General features: G+C 73.2%; 1 protein-coding gene. It reads left to right on the forward strand.

What is annotated here, in order from left to right; all coding sequences use genetic code 11:
- Positions 1 to 671: aldehyde dehydrogenase family protein (locus C3481_RS16190; protein ID WP_146053680.1), on the forward strand; the 671-nt coding region annotated here is incomplete at both ends.

Genomic DNA, 671 nt, shown 5'->3' on the forward strand with positions numbered 1-671 from the left:
GTCCTGAAGCCCGCCGAGATCACCCCGCTGACCTCGGTGATGTACGCACAGGCCGCGCAGGAGGCCGGGCTGCCGGACGGCGTGATCAACATCGTCTCCGGCGCGGGCCGGGACGCGGGTGAGCACCTCGTCGGCCACCCGGACGTCGCGATGACCTCCTTCACCGGCTCCACCGCGGTCGGCAAGCGGGTCGCGGAGATCGCCACCGCCACCGTCAAGCGACTCCACCTCGAACTGGGCGGCAAGGCCCCCTTCGTGGTCTTCGACGACGCCGACCTGGACGCCGCCGTGCACGGCGCGGTGGCCGGCGCCCTGATCAACACCGGCCAGGACTGCACCGCCGCCACCCGCGCCTACGTACAGCGCCCCCTCTACGACGCGTTCGTCAGCGGCGTCGCCGACCTGATGGCGACCGTACGGCTCGGCGACCCCTTCGACCCGGCCACCGACCTCGGCCCGCTCATCTCGCACGCCCAGCGCGACCGGGTCGCCGGCTTCGTCGACCGCGCACGCACGTACGCGACCGTCGTCACCGGCGGCGAGGCGCCCGGCGGCGACCTGGCCAAGGGCGCCTACTACCGGCCCACCCTCATCACCGGCGCCGCACAGGACAGCGAGGCCGTGCAGTCCGAGATCTTCGGCCCGGTGCTGGTCGTGCTCCCCTTCGACTC

Source organism: Microbacterium sp. Ru50, from assembly GCF_002920555.1.
GTDB lineage: Bacteria > Actinomycetota > Actinomycetes > Actinomycetales > Microbacteriaceae > Microbacterium > Microbacterium arborescens.